Source organism: Rhodococcus sp. B7740 (assembly GCF_000954115.1).
Taxonomy (GTDB): domain Bacteria; phylum Actinomycetota; class Actinomycetes; order Mycobacteriales; family Mycobacteriaceae; genus Rhodococcoides.
On sequence record NZ_CP010797.1, the window covers coordinates 2467405 to 2485102 of the forward strand.

Genomic DNA, 17698 nt, shown 5'->3' on the forward strand with positions numbered 1-17698 from the left:
GGCTACCCGCGTGGCAGGATTGCAAACATGACCGTCCCTGAGGAGAGGAGCCTGCGGAACGACCCATCGGGCTCGGCGACCATCTACCACAATCCGCGGTGCAACACCTCTCGCACAGCGCTGAAACTGATCGAGGAAGCCGGTGTGGTTCCACGCGTGATCCGGTACCTCGAGTCGCCTCCGACCGAGGACGAACTCCGCACACTTCTCGCCGATGCCGGTCTCGAACCCCGTCAGGCCATCCGAACTCGCGAGAGCATCTACAAGGAACTGGGGCTCGCGGGCGCGGACGCCGACACCTTGATCGCCGCGATGACCGAGCATCCGATTCTCATCGAACGCCCGATCGTGGTGACCGACAAGGGCACTGTGCTCGCCCGACCGGCCGACAAGGTGAACACCGTCCTGTAGAGCGCTACAACCTCTCGCGGGACACCGGGCACGACATACACCGCGGACCGCCGCGTCCCGAGCCGAGTTCCGATCCGGAAATCCGCAACACCTCGATGCCCGACGCCTCGAGTCGTGCGTTCGTTTCGACGTTGCGCTCGTACGCGACGACGACTCCCGGCGCGATGGCCAGCGTGTTGTTACCGTCGTCCCATTGTTCGCGCTCGGCGGTGACGTGGTCGAGTCCGGTATCGATCAACCGCAGCTTGCCGATTCCCATCGCAGCGGCGGCCGCCTCGAGAAACGGGTCGGCACCGCGAATACTGACTCCCGTGTCCTCGCGGCGAATGGTGAAGGCGGACAACGTGTCCTGAATAGCCGGATACATCACCACCGCATCGGTATCGACCATGGTGCACACCGTGTCCAGATGCATCGACGCGCGCTCCTGCGCGATCGGCACCACCAACACACTGTGCGCCAGACCGTCCTCGAACAGGCTGCGCGCCAGCGCTTCTGCACCGGCGGGCGTGGTGCGCTCCCCCACTCCGACAGCCACCACACCGGGAGCGAGCAGCAACACGTCACCGCCCTCGACCGGTGCGGTCCGCGACTCGTACGCGCGCCGCACACCCCGAAACATCGGATGGAACGCGTAGATCAGATCGGTCAGCGATGTCTCCCGCACCCGGGCAGGCAGAGCCAACGAGGTGATCGCCACTCGATCGTCTATCCAGAACGACGAGTCGCGAGTGAACAGCAGGTTCGGCAGCGGATCGATGACGAAGTCCCCACCGTGATGCATCCGCCGAACCAGCGACGCCCCGATCGGAAGCGGCTCCCCCGTCTCCGCCTCGAGCAGTTCGTCGAATGTCATGCCCGCCATCAGGATCTGCGCCAATTCGGCCGCGGGGACACCCCGCAGGTGTTGGGCGAGGTCCTCGGCGAGCGACCGGCCGAGCCGTCGGGCATCGACAGCGGCGGAGATACCTTGCATTCGCGCTGCGCCGCTGACCGTCATGGCCTCGGTGAGAAGCTCGCCGAGGAGCAGCACCGTCACCCCGCGACCTCGCAACAGATCGGCGAACGCGTCGTGCTCGTCCTGTGCGCGATCGACCCACGGCAGACCGTCGAACAGCAGCTGGTCGTTGTTTCGCGGCGTGAGGCGTCGAAGCTCGTCGCCCGGCCGGTGCAGCATGACGGTGCGCAGCACCCCCACCTCCGAGTCGGCACCCAACGGGCCCGCAGCCGCATCGACACTCATGAACGAACGGTAAACCCATTCGCCGGTCGCCGCCGGCATCAGGACCTGAAGTATTGTCGAGGTCGTGCCGATGCCCGAGTGGAACGTCCGCGAATTGACCCCCGGCCAGCTGTCCGAGCGCAGTGGAGTTGCGGTCTCGGCGTTGCACTTCTACGAGAAGCAGGGGCTGATCAGCAGTCGCCGCACCTCGGGTAACCAACGCAGATTCCATCGCGAAACTCTGCGACGGGTCGCCTTCATCCGGATCTCGCAGAAGGTGGGGATCCCGCTGGCGACCATACGTCAGGCATTGAGCGAACTACCGGACGAGCGGACGCCGACGCGCGAGGACTGGGCCAGGCTCTCGACGCGGTGGCATCGCGAACTCGACTCTCGGATAGAACAATTGATCCGACTTCGGGACAACTTGACCGGGTGCATCGGGTGCGGTTGTCTCTCGTTGGCCGGCTGTGCGCTGGCCAATCCGCACGACGAGCTGTCCTATTCGGGGCCGGGTGCGCGCACGCTGGATGTCGATTTCGACGAACCCTCGACTCGACGCGGCTCGAGCAGTTTGGAGAACTGATCGTTCGCCTTCTGCAGCACGAACTCGTAGGGCGGGGCGAACTTTCGCGCGACCCAGTACCCGAAGCGAATGTCGTTGGAGGAGTAGACGAGGTATTTGCGTTTGGCGATGCCGGCGAGAATGGCATCGGCGACGACCGACGGTTCCACGGCGCGCTTTTCGAATCGGTGTTGCAACTTCTGTACGCGCGGGTCGTCACGATCGATGCCGGCGATCTGAAGCGTCTGCACCAATCCGGTCTTCACGCCACCGGGCACCACGAGACTGACACCGATTCCGTGGCGCTTGAGGTCGTACTTGAGTACCTCGGACACTCCGCGCAGCCCGTACTTGCTGGCGCTGTAGGCAGCGTGCCACGGCAGTGGGATCAGACCGGCAGCAGACGAGACATTGACCAGATGACCACCGCGACCGGCCTCGATCATCGGCGGTAGAAACTTCTCGATGACGTGGATCGGGCCCATCAGATTGACGTCGACCATCGACTTCCAGTGCCGATGCTCGAGGTTCTCGACGGTTCCCCAGGCGGAGATTCCCGCGACGTTCATCACGACGTCGAGACTGCCGAACTCGGCATGGATGTCGTCCGCGAAGGCGGTGACCGCCTCGAAGTCGGACACATCGAACGGCAACGAGTGGCTGACGGTGCCGCCCGCGCGACCCACCATGTCCACCGTCTCCGCCAAACCGGTGGCGTTGATGTCGGTGAGGAAGAGCTCGGCTCCCACCTCGGCGGCAGCGACGGCCGTTGCCCGTCCGATTCCGCTGCCCGCTCCGGTGATCAACGTCTTCTTGCCGCGCAGATCGTATGTAGCCATCGAAACCTGTATCCCCCACCGGTCGACACGTGTCAGTTCGATTTCGACCCTACGCGGTGACGACCGAGAGGGGCGTCACAATCTTTGCGACATCTCGTCTCGGTAGTCCGCGATGGTGCGCTCTATGCGGGCAGCGTCATCGGCGGCACCCCGCTTGCGGGCATCGTCCGCGCGTTGCTGCAGGGTGCCGATCGCTTTCCGGAGCTCGTTGTCCGACATCTTTCGATCGTGCGTGATGTGTTCCATGTCACACAGTGTGCCCGGCGGCCCGAAGCGCGGCAAGCACATCGAGATCACGAACACGATCAGACGGTGACGGACCCCGACGTGATGTTCTCGCGTACGAAACTGGACAGACTTCGCGCCGCGAACTCACGGAAGTAGGCGAGCTTGTCGACCGGCACCAGCGAGGGAAGGACCGTGTTCCAGACCTTCTCCATGCGCGACGGCGCGTCTTCGAGACGGGATTGCGCCTCGGACACCATCAGAACACCGGCCAGCATCTCGCAGATCAACAGCGCCGCGTTGCCCGCATCCAGATGGTCGGCGACATCACCGTGCTCGATGGCTCGCTCGAAGAGATGCTCGAAGATGTTTCCCCAGGTACCGAACACGCTGCCGCGGGCGGTGTCGGATCCGTCGATCTCCATCTGCAACCGGTACATGACGCGCACCAGAGGGTCCGAGGCGGCCAGCTCGAGTACCGAGTACGAGATTCCGATGACCGACTCGAGAGCCGGACTGCGGCTGTCGACCATGCCCGCGCACGCGGTGGACACGCGCTCATGACCCTCGTCGACGATCGCGCGGGCCAGTTCCTCCTTCGATGCGAAGTGGAAGTACAGCGCGCCCTTGGTCACGCCCGACTGCGCCGACACCTGACTCAGCGTGGCATTCGCGTGCCCCACCTCGAGAAAGAGGTCTGCTGCAGCGCGCAGTGCGGCCGCTCGTGTGGCTTCTGCTCTGAGTTGTCTCACCATGTTGGAACACCCCTGCTCTGTCGACCTTGCCATGACATCGACGCTCTGTGCGCGCTGCCTGCCCGTCGGCCGATCGAGGTGAACGTTGAATTCACTTCGCCATATCGAGCTGCCAGCGCTGGACAATAGTAACCGGTCCGGTGGCGACTTTGTGATTCGAAAGTGACAATTACATGAAGAACGGCTCGTTTACAAAACGATTGAAATGAAAAGTTCCACCTCTCCGGCATTTGTAACGACTTCGACTTCCTCTTTGTAGGCGCGAAATATCGATCCGGACAAAACGCACTCGTCGACCTGAGCCCATACGTCCTCGATCGGATCCGCCAGTGCGCCACTGGGCGTGAATACTGCGAACACACCGGTCGGTATCGAAACGAACACATCGCCCACAGCCACATCACTCGGCGAGTCCACCGAGACCGCGACCACCGCATTGACCGTGCCGTGCGGATCCGGAACGTACACCGTGCTCACCTGGGTTGCGTCGATGTGCTTCTCGCGCACACGATCTCGCAGGAATCGCATCCACTCGCTACCGCTCGATTCCGCGCCGGGCTCCACCCGCGGTGCCACCAACCCACTGAACAGCTCCGCGCTGCGTGCCGTGACACGGAAGGTCATCACGAACCGCCGGGCGCAGTGATCGCCAGATAGAGATCGATCTTGTACGCGTGCGGATAGCACTCGTAGTCGCCGGTGAACGATCGCACGATCTCGCCCTGCTCTTCGGCATGATCGATCTGAGTCCACAATCGAGTGAGAACCTCGGGGAAATACCCCACCGCGGAAAAACGCGCGTATTTGGCCGCGGGCACTTTCGCAACCAGATGTCCACGCTCGACCTGACCGAGTGAAGAACACAGATAACCGACTACCTGTGTATTGTACGAACCGATACCGGGGGCGTAGTCCGTATAAATGGAAGCGAGCGGACCGGAGGTCTCCTGATTGAGAACAGCGGACCATGCTTGATCGAGCGCCGGGTCGTTGAGGCGACCGAGCGCCCGTTTGGGGCTGCGAACTGGAAGACCAGCGACCCACGTTTCGTCAAGGTCGACGATCTCGAACGACATTCACACTCCGTAGAGAAGTTGCAGGGGCAGATCCTGTGTTCGGAACCGGCCCGATCACAATATCGCCCGTCAATCTACCGGCGCGACTGGTAGGTGGATCGTCGAACGATCAACCGAACTTCGCACCCGTCTCGATCGCCGCAACAGCTGCCGACGGTTTCTGCCTCGAAACTCAGGACCCCCTGCATCGCATCGGTCACTGCGGCCCACCCGTGCGTGCTCGATCCCCCGGTTCTGCGGGCCGCGCCGGCTCCGGTCGATCGCCGACACGAATCCGGCACGGACCGTCCGTCCTCGAAGGACCTGCTTCGGCGACCCTGCCCGCATTCCTCACGCAAGAAGGAGGACGAACACAGCGCCGAAGTATCTACTTTCCGTGCGCTGCGGCAACGTAACTCTCGCCGTGAATATCCGACAGATCACGCACAGGCGTGTTGCTCGCTCCGGAATGCGAGACCGGGAGAATCCGAGATTCGCACGACGACAGAATTCGCGTCAGGGGCCAGTGCACCGTGTGCAGAACCAGGTCCGAAATCAGTAATCTGCGCAACCAGCCGCTGGCCAGACCGTGATGGGCCCACGTGCGATACGAGCTCCGGACGTAATGCCGATACTCGAGCGGCGGCGTCAGTAACCGACGGCCGGACACCTCGACGCGCATCGGCTCGATCTGCGCGATCCGCAGACCGACCTTGTTCAGACACAGCGACAGATCGATGTCCTCGTGCAGGTCGGTTCGCAGGCTCGTACTGTCGCGAACGGCTTCCCACGCGGATCTGCGGATAGCGAAGTTGTTGCCCGATGCGGCAGAAACCCACTGCTCAGCAGGCCTGTTCCGCACGGAACGGTTGACGAATGCCCGGTACGGGCGCGCCCACGGAGAGTCGTAGAGGTAGATCGGGCCGGTGACTGCAACATAGTCGAGTCGGCGATCGAAGAAATCCAGTACCGAGTCGACCCAGCCGGCCTGGACACGGGTATCGGCGTCGATGCGGCCGATGACCGATCCGTGGGCGTGATCGAAACCGGTGTTGCGTGCGTGCACGACGCCGCGCTCGGACTCCCGCAGCAGCACCACCTGCGGAAATCGCCGCGCGTATTCCGCGACGATGGCCGCGGTGTCGTCGGTCGAATTGTTGTCGACGACAATGATTTCGTGAATGCGTTCGCGTTGAACGAGCAATGCATCCAGGCATTCGCGCATGTGAGCCGACTCGTCGAACGCAGGCACAACAATGGAAAGAGTATTCACAACGCCAACCCCTGACATATTTTTGGCAATCGTGTAGCTCGATACCCATTGGCGCTGAACGCATTTGAATTCGAGCCGCTGACGTTGACGATGCTACATCATTACTTCAAGAAAAGAACCCGTCGAATTATTCGGACTTTATGAATCAGAATTCGGAATTCGGAGGAAGTACCAATCTGTGCATTGCTTCCCGATCACGAAAATCGGCCTTCCCCCCGATCCACCGATCCGATGCGGGAAGGTCGTTCAACTCTCGGCGACGGCGCGCCGGAGACCCGACGTACACCCCGTCCGGTTCACAGTCTCCGGTCACCAACGAGTTCGCTCCGATGATGCAGCCGGCCCCGATGTGCACGCCCGGCATCACGACCACGCCGGACCCGATCCACGTTCCCGGACCGATCACCACCGACTCTCCCCGCAGTGCGCCTGCGCGATGCCGCGAGGGCCCGGTCTCGTGGGTACTGGTGAGTATCCGAACGTGATCGGCGATGAAGACGTGGTCACCGATCACGATGTCGGCAACGGTGTCGAAATAGCAACCGAAGTTCACGAACACACCGGTGCCCATCCGAACCGACGCCAGTCCTTGAATCATGGAACCGCCGTACATCAGGCACGGACCGGTTGTCCGCAGACCCGCAGGACGCAGGGCGGATGCGCGCAGCACAGCAGGCAGGAAGGGCGCATTCGCCAGCGAGACGACAGTCGCCTGACGCATCTGAGCGAGGGCCCAGCGGACGTCCGACGGATTGCGCATCCAGTCGCGAACACGCGAACCGGCCGTCACGCGGCGGCTCGCATCCGTTCGTCGGACTCGGCACGATCGTCGACGGGCAATGCCCGGCACGGTACTGCGGCGAACAGTCGCGAGATCGGCCACCGCAGTGTGTGCATCAGCCAATCCATCGCCACGATGCGTCCGAGCTTGCGCGACGCCAGACCGTGCTCCTGGTAGGAGCGGTAGCCCGCCAACGCATAGTGGACGTATTTCACCGGCGATGTCGTTGCGCGCCTACCGGACACTGCGGCCTTCATCGACCCGTTCTGGGCAACAGGCAAGCGCTCGGCAGCCAGGCACAGGCACAGATCGATGTCTTCGTGGACACAGGTTCGCTCACTGACCGCGTCGCGAACCGTGCGCCAAGCTGATGCGCGAATCGCGAAGTTGTTGCCCGATACTGCCAGGGCGGCGCGCACCGCCGGCTCACGTCGTTCGGCGCGCGAATGCATCCACGCCAGGGGCCGAGCCCAGGGTGATTCGTAGAGGAACGTCCGGCCACCTGTGGCGGCGACGGAGGCATGCTCGTCGAAGAAGTCGACGATCGAGCGCGCCCACCCGGGCCGAACACGGGTATCGGCGTCGATTCGACCGATGATCGACGAGTCCACCAGGTCGAATCCGGTGTTGCGAGCGTGGACCACGCCGCGGTTGGGCTCGTGGACCAACATGACCTTGTTCGTGACCGCGCGGATGTCGTTCACCAATCGAAGCGTGCCGTCGGTCGACCCGTTGTCCACCACGACGATGCGGTCGATGTCGTCGCCCTGATCGAGCAGCAGCGTCAGACATTCACCCAGATGATCGACCTCGTCGAGCACCGGAATTACCACACTGAGAGTGTTCATCGCGATCCCCTGACAAATTCGGACATTGAATACAGCTCAGCCACGAATTCGAACTTACGACATGTTTCAGGAATTGCCTAAAAGCTGCCCGAATTGCATATCCGCAGCTCAGTGGCTCGAAAGGTTCTTTCGGTCGGGTCGCATCGCTACAAACAATCGAATCGAAGGTTTTGCGCGGCAATTATGCAACTGCAGTTTGCGAAACACGCCTTCTGAAATCGAATCCCGAACCGATCACCCAATTCGTTCGATATGAATCCATCTCGAATTCACTTCGCGGTAACACGTGCCTCCGCAGTTGCCGGGACCACGAAAAAACCGCCACTCGCGTGAGTGACGGTTCTTCGTGTCGGTGGAGCTGAGGGGAATCGAACCCCTGACCTTCTCGATGCGAACGAGACGCGCTACCAACTGCGCCACAGCCCCTTTGCCGTCATGTCGACCGGCTGGGTAACTCTAGCAAAGTCGCTTCGGGTGTCGGTTACGCGCCCTGGGCTCTACGCAGGTCCCGGTCGTCGTCACGACGGGCCTGGAACGGCTCCTCGTAGTGGTCGAGGTGCTCGAATTCGGGATCCTCGTCGTCGATCTCGAGCACCACCGCGCCGGGGCGACGCAGTCGCTGCGGGACGAGCTCCAACTCTTCGTCGGTTTCCGATTCCACGCCGAGACGTGATCGGCCCATCCGAGTGAGCCGACGCCTGCGCACCTCTTCCTCGATCTGCACCTGACGACGCAGGTAGTACAGGTAACCGACGAGGACAGCGACGGACAGTCCACACAGCCACCAGACCGCCGGGGAGATGATGAAGGCCAGGGCTGCGGTGGTGATCGCCGCGAAAACCAGGCCCAGGACGGCGCGCTGTCGGAATGCGTACCGCGCGGCGCGGGCGATCGCATCGGCCTCGGGATCGAAACCACCGCGTCCACGTCGGCGAGGAACGAAATCGTCGTCGACGACACCGGGTTCGTGCGCGGGCGAACCTCCGCGCGGTGCTTCCGTGTCCGGTGCCTCGCTGTCGAGGTCGCTGTCTGCAGCGTGAGTGTCCATCGGGTCCTCCGCGGTACCGGGTAGATCGGGTGAGTCTGGACGAACGGTCGCGATCGCGGCACCGAAGATCTCTCGGGCCGGCGCGGAGACTCGCAGGTCGTCTTCCGGTCGCCAGTCGGGATCGCTGCGATGCCCGGTCGCGGGGCCGCGTTGCTTTCGCTTGGTGCCACCCCGATGCAGCACGCGGGTGGCGAGCGCAGCGTCCGTGGTCTGCATGATCTGCGGACGCTTGGTCATGAGCATGGGCAGAAGAACGAAGAGCCAGACGGCTACGAGACCGATCCAGATGATCGAGTTCGGCATCGGCGTTGTTCTCCTCCCCTTGGACGACGGCGACAGTGAAAGACGTCCTCAGGCTATGCGGAGGAGGAACGAGAACGACGCAGACGCGCCGACCCGAATTACACTCCTGTCACTTTGACAACACGAGTACTCGCGCCGCGGCCGCGAAGATCACGCCCACGCAGCCCGGCCCGCGCGAACCAACCGCTCGACGACGGTTCCCTGCACCTCACCCGAGGTGATTGCGACGAGCTTGTGATCGCGCCATTCGCCGTCGACGTCGAGGTACTTGTAGAGCAGCCCCTCTTCACGAAAGCCGACGTTGCGCAGCACTGCCTGACTGGCCAGGTTCTCCGGTCGCACCGTCGCTTCGACGCGATGCAGTCCGACCGGACCGAAGCAGTGGTCGAGCCCGAGCGCCAAGGCCGCTGTGGCCACACCCTTGCCGTTGACCTCCTTGGACACCCAGTACCCGATCCAGGCCGATCGAAGTGCTCCCCGCACGATGTTTCCGGTGGTGATCTGGCCACAGAATTCACCGTCGACTTCGATCACCATCGGCAGCATGTGCCCTTTGCGCGCCTCGGACTTCAGGCCCGAGCACAGCGTCGGCCACGAGGAGATGTGATGCCGCGAATTCCAGCTGCCCTCTCCGCTGGGCTCCCAGGGTTCGAGGTGGGCGCGATCCTCCGTGCGAATCCGGCTCCACGCGGCCGCGTCGCGCATCCGTACCGGCCGCACGGTGACGGTTCCGGCGGCCACTCTCACTGGACCCAATTTCGCCGGCCAACCTGGGTGGCTCGACCACGTTCGCGGCATCCGTCGATGTTATGCGCTACGCGCAGGTGAGCGGAAACTCGTAGCCCACTACGAACTACCGCTCACATGGCGTCAGCCTCTCTGAGCGAGGAACGAGACCTTCACTTCTTCGCCGGTGCGGATTTCGGTGACCTCGGGATCGATGACGACCAGGCAATTCGCCTCGGCGAGTGTCGCGAGTAGGTGCGAGGACGATCCTGGTGCGCCGCCGAGCGCCTGCACCAGGTATTCACCGGTTCCCTCGTCGCGCATGAGCTGGCCGCGCAGAAATCCTTTACGGTCCTCGATCGAGGTGATCGGCGCGACGGTTCGAGCGGTCACGGTCCGTCGCATCGGCTGCCGTCGGCCCAGAGCGATCCGAATCAGCGGACGCACCATGACCTCGAACACCACCAACGCACTGACGGGGTTGGCAGGCAACAGGAAGGTGGGTACTTCGTCGCGTCCGAGTTGACCGAAGCCCTGGACGGACCCGGGGTGCATGGCAACTCGTTCCACTTCCATGTCGCCGAGTTCGCCGAGCGCCTCGCGCACACCGTCCGATGCGCCGCCGCCCACCGCTCCGGCGATGACGACGATCTCGGATCGAATGAGCTGGCCCTCGACCACCTCGCGTAGTCGCTTGGGATCGGTGCTGACGATCCCGACCCGGTTGACGTCGGCTCCGGCGTCGCGCGCTGCGGCGGCGAGCGCGTAGGAGTTGACGTCGTACACCTGACCGGGCCCCGGGGTCCGATCGGTGTCGACCAGTTCCCCACCGACGGAGATCACCGACAGTCGCGGCCGAGGATGCACCAGCACCTTGTCGCGCCCGACGGCGGCGAGCAGCCCCACCTGAGCCGCGCCGATGATCGTGCCTGCGCGAACCGCGACGTCACCGGGCTGCACGTCGTCGCCGATCTTGCGGACGTAGTCACCCGACCGCACCGGACGGAACACCTTGACGCGGGCACGACCGCTGTCGGTTCGATCCAGGGGCAACACGGCGTCGGCCAGTGTGGGCAGCGGCGCGCCGGTGTCGACTCGTACCGCCTGACGCGGTTGCAACCGGATGGGTTGACGCGATCCGGCGGACACCTCGCCGACGACGGGAAGCGTCAGATCGATGCGTTCGTCGTCCTCGTTGCGCAGGTCGGTGCCCGCGGCCGCCACATCGACGCTCCGTACCGCGTAGCCGTCGATCGCTGCCTGGTCGAAACCGGGAAGGGGACGCTCGGTGACCACTTCTTCTGCACACAGCAGGCCCTGTGCTTCCGAGATGGCGACCCGGACAGGCCGTGGAGCCACCGCCGCGGCGGTCACCCTGGTCTGCTGATCTTCGACCGAGCGCATCTGGCCCTTCCTCTATGGCATCGACCCGCGATGCTATTCGTACGTGGTCAGTTCCGGTGCCCAGCTGTCGCTCAAGCGTTCGTTCAGCCATTCGCGCAGCGCCGGACCGTAGTCGTCACGTTGTAGAGCAAAGTCAACCGCAGCGCGCAGGTATCCCCCGGGATTTCCGAGGTCGTGTCTCGATCCGCGGTGCACCACCACGTGCACGGGATGGCCTTCTTCGATGAGCAGTGCAATGGCGTCGGTCAGCTGCAGCTCGCCGCCTGCACCGGGCTTTATCCGGCGCAGGGCGTCGAAGATCGCGCGGTCGAGCAGGTAGCGGCCCGCGGCAGCGAGGTTGGACGGGGCGTCCTCCCGCTTGGGCTTCTCGACCATACCGGTGACCTTGAGGACGTTCGGGTTGACCGCGTCGGGCACGATCTCGACGGAGAAGACGCCGTAGGAGGAGACCTTGTCGTCGGGGACCTCGATGGCGCACAGCACCGAGCCTCCGCGCTTGGCGCGCACGCGGGCCATGACGTCGAGCACACCGCGGGGCATCACGAGATCGTCGGGAAGCAGAACGGCAACGGAATCCTCGTCGTCGTCGAGGACTTCTTCGGCACAGGCGACGGCATGTCCGAGTCCGAGCGGCTCGTGCTGAATGACCGACTGGACGTCGAGCAGACCGGGGGCAACTCGAACCTTCTCGAGCATCTCGAGCTTGCCGCTGGCCTCGAGCTTGTTCTCGAGGACGAGGTCCTCGACGAAGTGGGCGACGACGCCGTCCTTGCCGGGGGACGTGACGATCACGAGTCGCTGCGCGCCGGAATCTGCTGCTTCGCCTGCGACCAGCTCGATGCCGGGAGTGTCGACCACCGGAAGCAGTTCTTTCGGAACGGTTTTCGTGGCCGGCAGGAACCGGGTACCCATGCCCGCTGCGGGAACGATGGCCGTGCGGAAATGCACGGGCGTGGCGGCGGTCGTCGCTGTAACGGCTTCTGTCATGGTGCTCACCCTATCCATGGTTTCTGGTGATCTGCTTGCCGTGTGCTGCGTTTTACCCCCGAGTGCATATCGTTGAACGACAGCACAGGAAGGGAGGACGAACCGTTGTGACCGTTCCCGAATTCACGGAGAACACGTCCAAGGATCGATGGCGAAAGCATGTTCTCGCCGAACGCCGACTGCTCGACGGTGCGCAACGCGCAATGGAGTCCTCCGCACTCTGTCACGTCCTGGGCGAATTGGCGGCCGAACACTCGGTGGTCGCCGCATACGTTCCCGTCGGCCGCGAGCCCGGTTCGATCGAGATGCTCGACGCCATGGCCGCGGCCGGGTCGACCGTTCTGCTTCCGAGTGCACACGAGCCGGGTCCGTTGCGCTGGGCTCGGTACGCCGGACGAGAGTCGTTGGTGACGGCCCCGTTCGGGCTGTTGGAACCGGGCGGACCGACGCTCGATCCCGATGCGGTGTCGGGTTGCTCACTGGTGCTGATTCCGGCGCTGGCCGTGGACCGGCGCGGAACCCGGTTGGGCCGAGGCGCGGGCTTCTACGACCGCACCCTCGACCTGTGCAGGCGCGACGCCATGCTGGTCGCGGTGGTGCGCGAGAGCGAACTGGTCGATCGCCTACCCGCCGAACCGCACGACAGACCGGTGACGCACGTGTTGACCCCAGGCAGCGGACTCCTACGCTTGGGTACGGAATAACGCTACGATTCGATTCGTTGGCACTCCTGACTGTAGAGTGCTAATGCTCTCCCCAGTTTCGACAGTTTCGACGAACAGACAAGACACCGGCGGTGTTCGGCCTCGGCCAGCAGAGTGGCGAATTTCCTCGGTGACCAGCGCGGAGGAAACACGATGCCCACTTACTCATACGCATGCACCGAGTGCGACAACCGCTTCGACATCGTTCAGTCCTTCACCGACGACACACTGACGGTGTGCCCCGCGTGCTCGGGCAAGCTCCGCAAGCTGTTCAACTCCGTCGGCATAGTCTTCAAGGGCAGCGGCTTCTACCGCACCGACAGCCGCGGCGGCGGGGGCACCTCCAGCGAGGGCGCGGGCGAGAAGAAGTCCGATGCGGCCGCTGCGAAGTCGGACTCGAAGTCCGAGTCCAAGCCCGCGGAGAAGAAATCTTCCGATTCGTCGTCGTCGAGCTCTTCGCCTTCCTCGTCCACTACGAAAGCTGCTGCCAGCCAGTAGCTTTCCGCTTCATCCACAGGCCGGGCCGTTATCCACAGCCCGGCCTTTTCGGTGCCTGTACCGGAACGGCCACCGATAGCGTTTCGGCCATGGCTGCCGGCAAGAATCGACTCGACTCGACGCTGCTCGATCGCATCACCGTGCGTCCGGCGTGGGTCGGATCCACGAAATTCAGACGGATCGCAGCGGGAGTCCTGGTCGCCGTTGCCGCCGTTCTGTTCGTCGACGACACCGCCGGTGACGACCGAGTACGAGTGATCACGGCCGGACGCGACCTGACACCCGGCACCGTACTCACCTCCGCCGATGTGGCGGCGGCCGAGTGGGACCGGGCGAACGTCCCCGAGGGCGCACTCGTCGAGTCCGAGGCCGTGAACGGTCGAACACTCACCGGACCGGTCCGATCGGGTGAATTGCTCACCGAGGTACGCCTACTCGGATCTCGGACCGCCACGACGGCCCTGGGGACCGAGGCACGCGTCGTACCGGTGCATCTGGCCGATGCTGCGGTGACCGACCTGCTGCGGGAAGGTGACCGCGTCGACGTGTTGACGGTCGAGTCTCAGGAGGACCCCGATGCCATCCCTGCGGCCCGGGTTCTCGCGTCGGGAGCGATGGTCGTGCTCGTCTCCGCCGACGCCGGTGGCAGCAGGCAGCAAGACCGCGTCGTACTACTGGCTCTACCGACGAACGATGCGACAACGGTTGCGGCCGCCTCGTTGGTCAGCGCAATCACCGTCACCCTGCACTAACGTCTGTCGAGACAGAACAAACCGAACGTTGGGAGAAGGGCTCATGCTGAAGGGCTTCAAGGACTTTCTACTCCGCGGCAATGTCGTGGATCTCGCAGTCGCGGTCGTCGTCGGCGCGGCATTCACCGCCATCGTCACCGCATTCACGACGAACGTCATCAACCCCCTTGTCGCAGCGCTCGGTGGCAGCAACGAATACGGCTTCGGGTTTCAGATCACGTCGTCGCCGGAATCGTTCGTCAACGTCGGCGCAGTCATCACCGCGGTCATCAATTTCGTCATCATCGCGGCAGTGGTCTACTTCGTACTGATTCTCCCGGTGAACACGGCCAAGAAGCGCTTCGTCAGTCAGCCGGAGAAGGAACTGAGCGACGTCGACGTGCTGGTTCAGATTCGCGACATCCTCGCGGGGGGAACCGAAGCGGGACAGAAGCTTTCGACTTCAGCCGACACCACCGGCGGTAGCGGCGAGGCAATCGACGCGGCACCGGATCTCGGCAAGCACTCCAAGGACTGATTCGCTCACCCGAGCCAGTCGGGTCCCCTATCGAATGAATGCGCCATTCACGCTGTCTGACAGCGTGAATGGCGCATTCATTCGTTCAGGGGGAGGGCCGAGACGCGGCCGGTCCCACTCAGTTGGTGAACGTCGAGAGCGGAAGCGCGTCGAGCGTGATCGTCGTGCCGTCTGCCTCGCACGCCGAGGCAACTGCCGCCCCGTTGTCGACGAAGGCCTTGCCGGACTCACTGTCGGTGGTCGAGAGCTCCAGCGTGTCCGCGGGCAACGCATCGACGAATGTCGTCAACGAACTGGCGACATCACCGGAGGCGGTGCCGGGCAGCGCCTTCAGCTTGTCGACAGCTGCCTGCTTGTCGGCGGTCCACTTGTCGATGTTCTCGGCCGATCCGGGTCCTGCTGCCGCCAGTCCGACGAACGCGTTGTGGTCGGCGGCAAAGGTAGTGCAGACATCCGTGTTCTCGCCGGAGGCTGCGGACTCGTCGCTGCTACAACCGGCGGCGAGGCCGAAAGCAACGAGCGCTCCCGCGGCGACGACCGTGAAACGGGCTTTCGAGTGCATCTTCGGTTCAGTGCCTCTCTGTGTACGTCGAACTACTTCTGTGCAGAACATAGTTCAGGCCCGTACGGAGTTATCCGTACGGGCCTGAACTTGTCTCGAATTTCAGCAGGTGACGTTACGTCACCGAGCTACAACCGATTCGGAAATCAGTTGAGGCGAACCGGGACGCCGTAGGTGATGGCCGTGTCGCCCGTTGCGCTGGTCAGCGAAACGTACGGACGGATCGTGACGTTGCCCAGGATGCCGGTGGCGGTGCCGTGCAGGTTCGCGACCTGGATGGATCCGCTGGTGCCCGCTGCGTCACCCTCGGAAGAGGTGATGTCGGCCTCTTCGTTGAGCACTGCGTATGCGCTCTCGGACTGCACGACGCCGGGGCCGTTGGTCAGTTCGATCGTGCCGGTGGCCTGCGGGATCAGCTGAACGCCGACGTCGAGGCCGCTGGTGGAGGTACCGGTGCCGGTGAGCGGTCCGATGGAGGGGGCACTGCCGTCCAGCGGGAACTCGCCGGTGACGGAGGACTCGTTGCCCGAACCGAGGTTGAACTCGGCCGAAGGCGAAGACCACTCGACGGTGACTCCACCGTTGAGGCTCAGCGGGTAGCCGATCTGGTAACCGATCTTGAGGGTGCCTTCGAAGTCGTCGGCCGAGGGGCCCTGGACGTCGTAGGAAGCCCGGCCGTTGGCGAACCACTCACGGGTGAGCGGGCTGCCGTCGAGCGGAGCAACACCGTTGATGAAGGTGTCGGACAGCGTCACCGTCACGGTGTTGCCGTCGGCGTCGACGATCGAGTTGGAGCTGTCGACTGCGGCGGAAGCCGTTCCGGTACCGAGCACCAGGCCGACTACCGAAGCGCTGGCAGCAACTGCAACGCTCATGGACTTGAGTCCCCGGCTGCGCCGCGACTTCTGGATCTCCGTCATTTATTCCTCATCATGTTCAGTCCCAGCGCGGTGTCGCACGGGGAAGCTTGTGGCTTTCACCCTCGAACTAGATCGCACTCAACGATGTGTGCGAGCCCGAGCCGGATGTAGCCGCGAAGGCCACATCCTTGATCACACTGTTCCGAGGTCAAGAGCGCGGAACCGGTTGGTCCCACGCTCTGGTCTCTGGAAGCTGAGGGGAACATTAGAGGAGTTGCCCGATCGTGACAATCCCTACGATCGGGACCACATCGTTGCCTCGGCGTGATGTGTTTCAACGGCGTGAACAACTTTCACACCCCATTAGGTGGTAACGCGCGTTACACTATCCGGTTACGTGACCAAACCGTTACACATTGCGCAAATCCGCAAAACCGCTCTGATGTGGGAAGACGCTCGGACCGGCCCGCCCGTTACGGGCGAATCGTCACTTCTCACGCCACACGGAGCGGAGGCAGTGCGGCCCCCCAACCACCCGCACCCCGGTCGAACGTCGCTAACGGCAGGTAAACGAGTAACTAACAGACCTGTCATTCAGGCCAAATAAATGTGTCGTGGATCACATCAGAAGTAATGGGGTGGTCGCTGTTGCTTCAACCATTCGTCCGACGCCGACCCGCCGTTCTCGACACCCGAACCCTCACCCCGTTCGTCTCCGGTCGTCTCCGGCAGCACCTCACCGAAGATGCGAGCGAGCCGGGCCCGTTCTGCTCGGGCCCGGCTCGCGTCGTCTTCGGCCGATCGATCGTCGTTCGGCTCGTCGCTCATGGGTATCGCTATGCGTCCAATCCCGACAGCTCGGCGATGACCTGACTCGCCAGTGGCGTCAGCGTCGCCATCCCGTCTCGAATCGCAGCCCGGGACGAGGCCAGATTCACCACCAGGGTGCTTCCGGACACACCGACCAGCCCGCGGGACAGACCTGCGTCCAACGAACCTGCTGCCAGCCCCGACGATCGCAGTGCCTCACTGATACCCGGAATCTCACGGTCGAGCACCTCCGCGGTGACGTCCGGAGTGACATCGCGCGGTGAGACGCCCGTGCCACCGATGGAGACCACCAGATCGACGCCGCCGATCACCGCGGTGTTGAGTGCGTTGCGCACGTCCACTTCGTCCGCCGTCACTGCGACGACACCGTCGACCAGAAAGCCTGCCTCGGTCAGCAGCTCCGTGACGAGTGGGCCCTTCGAATCCTTCTCGGTGCTGTGCGCTGTTCGGTCGTCAACGATGACGACCAACGCGCGCCCTGCCAGTGGTGCGTCGAGTTCCATACCGCTCACCGTAGTAGTAAGGCCTCCAC

Annotated in this window: 23 protein-coding genes and 1 tRNA gene; 6 read left to right on the forward strand and 18 right to left on the reverse strand. The window is 63.6% G+C overall.

Features of this window, described 5'->3' with window-relative positions:
* Positions 1 to 27: 27 nt before the first annotated feature.
* Complete coding sequence (gene arsC, locus NY08_RS11265) at positions 28 to 411, forward strand: arsenate reductase (glutaredoxin) (RefSeq protein WP_045196422.1); 384 nt, start codon at positions 28 to 30, stop codon at positions 409 to 411.
* Between the two features lie 4 nt (positions 412 to 415).
* Here arsC and NY08_RS11270 read toward each other — a convergent pair whose 3' ends face one another.
* Positions 416 to 1654, reverse strand: coding sequence for an arginine deiminase (locus NY08_RS11270; protein WP_045200224.1), 1239 nt, complete (start codon positions 1652 to 1654; stop codon positions 416 to 418).
* A 64-nt stretch (positions 1655 to 1718) separates the two neighbouring features.
* Between NY08_RS11270 and soxR the strand changes: the two genes are divergently transcribed.
* Complete coding sequence (gene soxR, locus NY08_RS11275) at positions 1719 to 2219, forward strand: redox-sensitive transcriptional activator SoxR (protein ID WP_082073774.1); 501 nt, start codon at positions 1719 to 1721, stop codon at positions 2217 to 2219.
* Here soxR and NY08_RS11280 read toward each other — a convergent pair.
* The 13 genes from NY08_RS11280 to NY08_RS11345 all read right to left on the reverse strand — a co-directional run bounded on the left by NY08_RS11280 (position 2135) and on the right by NY08_RS11345 (position 12442).
* Positions 2135 to 3037: an SDR family oxidoreductase gene (locus tag NY08_RS11280; protein ID WP_045196424.1), complete on the reverse strand. Its 903-nt coding sequence runs from the start codon at positions 3035 to 3037 to the stop codon at positions 2135 to 2137. The genes soxR and NY08_RS11280 overlap by 85 nt on opposite strands.
* A gap of 75 nt (positions 3038 to 3112) precedes the next feature.
* Positions 3113 to 3283: a hypothetical protein gene (locus NY08_RS26055; protein WP_155290802.1), complete on the reverse strand. Its 171-nt coding sequence runs from the start codon at positions 3281 to 3283 to the stop codon at positions 3113 to 3115.
* Positions 3284 to 3342: 59 nt separating this feature from the next.
* Positions 3343 to 4050, reverse strand: coding sequence for a ScbR family autoregulator-binding transcription factor (locus NY08_RS11290; RefSeq protein ID WP_235387175.1), 708 nt, complete (start codon positions 4048 to 4050; stop codon positions 3343 to 3345).
* A gap of 156 nt (positions 4051 to 4206) precedes the next feature.
* Positions 4207 to 4641, reverse strand: coding sequence for an effector binding domain-containing protein (locus tag NY08_RS11295; protein WP_045200225.1), 435 nt, complete (start codon positions 4639 to 4641; stop codon positions 4207 to 4209).
* Positions 4641 to 5093 (reverse strand): GyrI-like domain-containing protein, encoded by a 453-nt coding sequence (locus NY08_RS11300; protein WP_032395733.1) that lies wholly within the window; start codon positions 5091 to 5093, stop codon positions 4641 to 4643. The genes NY08_RS11295 and NY08_RS11300 overlap by 1 nt, the downstream gene beginning before the upstream one ends.
* Before the next feature lie 367 nt (positions 5094 to 5460).
* On the reverse strand, positions 5461 to 6324 hold the full coding sequence (locus NY08_RS11310) for a glycosyltransferase family 2 protein (protein ID WP_158462532.1): 864 nt from the start codon (positions 6322 to 6324) through the stop codon (positions 5461 to 5463).
* 166 nt (positions 6325 to 6490) lie between these two features.
* Positions 6491 to 7135 (reverse strand): acyltransferase, encoded by a 645-nt coding sequence (locus NY08_RS11315; RefSeq protein WP_235387177.1) that lies wholly within the window; start codon positions 7133 to 7135, stop codon positions 6491 to 6493.
* Positions 7132 to 7974 (reverse strand): glycosyltransferase family 2 protein, encoded by an 843-nt coding sequence (locus tag NY08_RS11320; RefSeq protein WP_052683774.1) that lies wholly within the window; start codon positions 7972 to 7974, stop codon positions 7132 to 7134. Before NY08_RS11320 ends, NY08_RS11315 begins: the two co-directional genes overlap by 4 nt.
* Positions 7975 to 8327: 353 nt before the next feature.
* Positions 8328 to 8400: transfer RNA gene (locus NY08_RS11325), tRNA-Ala, on the reverse strand.
* 55 nt (positions 8401 to 8455) lie between these two features.
* Positions 8456 to 9325 carry a divisome protein SepX/GlpR gene (gene sepX / locus NY08_RS11330; protein WP_045196430.1) on the reverse strand — a complete coding sequence of 290 codons (870 nt, stop codon included), beginning with the start codon at positions 9323 to 9325 and terminating at the stop codon, positions 8456 to 8458.
* 150 nt (positions 9326 to 9475) lie between these two features.
* Positions 9476 to 10123: a GNAT family N-acetyltransferase gene (locus NY08_RS11335; RefSeq protein ID WP_032395736.1), complete on the reverse strand. Its 648-nt coding sequence runs from the start codon at positions 10121 to 10123 to the stop codon at positions 9476 to 9478.
* Positions 10124 to 10195: 72 nt separating this feature from the next.
* Positions 10196 to 11455: a molybdotransferase-like divisome protein Glp gene (gene glp / locus NY08_RS11340; protein WP_032395737.1), complete on the reverse strand. Its 1260-nt coding sequence runs from the start codon at positions 11453 to 11455 to the stop codon at positions 10196 to 10198.
* A 33-nt stretch (positions 11456 to 11488) separates the two neighbouring features.
* On the reverse strand, positions 11489 to 12442 hold the full coding sequence (locus NY08_RS11345; protein ID WP_032395738.1) for a UTP--glucose-1-phosphate uridylyltransferase: 954 nt from the start codon (positions 12440 to 12442) through the stop codon (positions 11489 to 11491).
* 107 nt (positions 12443 to 12549) lie between these two features.
* Between NY08_RS11345 and NY08_RS11350 the strand changes: the two genes are divergently transcribed.
* The 4 genes from NY08_RS11350 (at position 12550) to mscL (ending at position 14913) form a co-directional block, all read left to right on the forward strand.
* Positions 12550 to 13146, forward strand: a complete 597-nt coding sequence (locus NY08_RS11350; RefSeq protein ID WP_045196432.1) for a 5-formyltetrahydrofolate cyclo-ligase — start codon at positions 12550 to 12552, stop codon at positions 13144 to 13146.
* Between the two features lie 153 nt (positions 13147 to 13299).
* Positions 13300 to 13644: an FmdB family zinc ribbon protein gene (locus NY08_RS11355; RefSeq protein ID WP_045200229.1), complete on the forward strand. Its 345-nt coding sequence runs from the start codon at positions 13300 to 13302 to the stop codon at positions 13642 to 13644.
* An 89-nt stretch (positions 13645 to 13733) separates the two neighbouring features.
* A complete protein-coding gene (locus NY08_RS11360; protein WP_045196434.1) occupies positions 13734 to 14396 on the forward strand; it encodes an SAF domain-containing protein in 663 nt (220 codons plus the stop codon).
* 43 nt (positions 14397 to 14439) lie between these two features.
* On the forward strand, positions 14440 to 14913 hold the full coding sequence (mscL, locus tag NY08_RS11365; RefSeq protein WP_045196436.1) for a large conductance mechanosensitive channel protein MscL: 474 nt from the start codon (positions 14440 to 14442) through the stop codon (positions 14911 to 14913).
* A 118-nt stretch (positions 14914 to 15031) separates the two neighbouring features.
* Here mscL and NY08_RS11370 read toward each other — a convergent pair whose 3' ends face one another.
* From NY08_RS11370 to NY08_RS11385, 4 genes are all read right to left on the reverse strand, one after another.
* On the reverse strand, positions 15032 to 15475 hold the full coding sequence (locus tag NY08_RS11370; RefSeq protein ID WP_045196438.1) for a hypothetical protein: 444 nt from the start codon (positions 15473 to 15475) through the stop codon (positions 15032 to 15034).
* 146 nt (positions 15476 to 15621) lie between these two features.
* Complete coding sequence (locus NY08_RS11375) at positions 15622 to 16395, reverse strand: MspA family porin (RefSeq protein ID WP_045196440.1); 774 nt, start codon at positions 16393 to 16395, stop codon at positions 15622 to 15624.
* A gap of 564 nt (positions 16396 to 16959) precedes the next feature.
* Positions 16960 to 17163 carry a hypothetical protein gene (locus NY08_RS11380; protein ID WP_032395744.1) on the reverse strand — a complete coding sequence of 68 codons (204 nt, stop codon included), beginning with the start codon at positions 17161 to 17163 and terminating at the stop codon, positions 16960 to 16962.
* A gap of 8 nt (positions 17164 to 17171) precedes the next feature.
* A complete protein-coding gene (locus NY08_RS11385) occupies positions 17172 to 17669 on the reverse strand; it encodes a MogA/MoaB family molybdenum cofactor biosynthesis protein (protein WP_037191958.1) in 498 nt (165 codons plus the stop codon).
* Positions 17670 to 17698: the final 29 nt, after the last annotated feature.